General features: G+C 77.5%; 1 protein-coding gene. It reads right to left on the reverse strand.

Annotated features, from left to right (window positions below):
- The coding region (locus ACYVE9_RS30025; protein WP_461031012.1) for a gamma-glutamyltransferase at positions 1 to 619 on the reverse strand (619 nt) is incomplete at both ends.

Consider the following 619-nt stretch of genomic DNA (forward strand, 5'->3'; position numbering starts at 1 on the left):
TGCCCTCCGACCAGGGCGGTCCGACCGTCACCCGGTGCCCGCGGCGGCGCAGCCCGTCGATGACGTCGGCGCCGATCCGGGACTCGACGGTGACGCTGCCCGGCCGCATGCCGCGGGGGTGGAACGAGCCGGGGAAGCTGTCGGTGTGCCAGTTGGGCGCGTCGACGGCGCCCTGGAGGTCGAGGCCGCCGCGCACCGGTGGGCGCAGGGCGACGGCGAGGAAGAAGTGCGTCTGCCACTGGTCCTGCTGGTCGCCGCCGGGGGTGCCGAAGGCGAGCACCGGCTCCCCGCCGCGCAGCGCCAGGGACGGGGTGAGCGTGGTGCGCGGGCGGCGTCCGGGGGTGAGGGTGGACGGCAGGCCGGGCTCCAGCCAGGTCATCTGGAGGCGGGTGCCGAGCGGGAAGCCCAGCTCGGGCACGACCGGGTTGGACTGGAGCCAGCCGCCGCTGGGCGTGGCGCTGACCATGTTGCCCCAGCGGTCGACGACGTCCAGGTGGCAGGTGTCGCCGCGGGTGGCGCCGTCCGGGGTGACGGTCGGTTCCCCGGCGCCCGGCAGGTCCACGGCCGGGCCGGCCACCGTGGGCTCACCGGCGCCGGACAGGTGTCCGCCGGGCCGGCC

It is taken from the genome of Streptomyces sparsus (assembly GCF_054776295.1).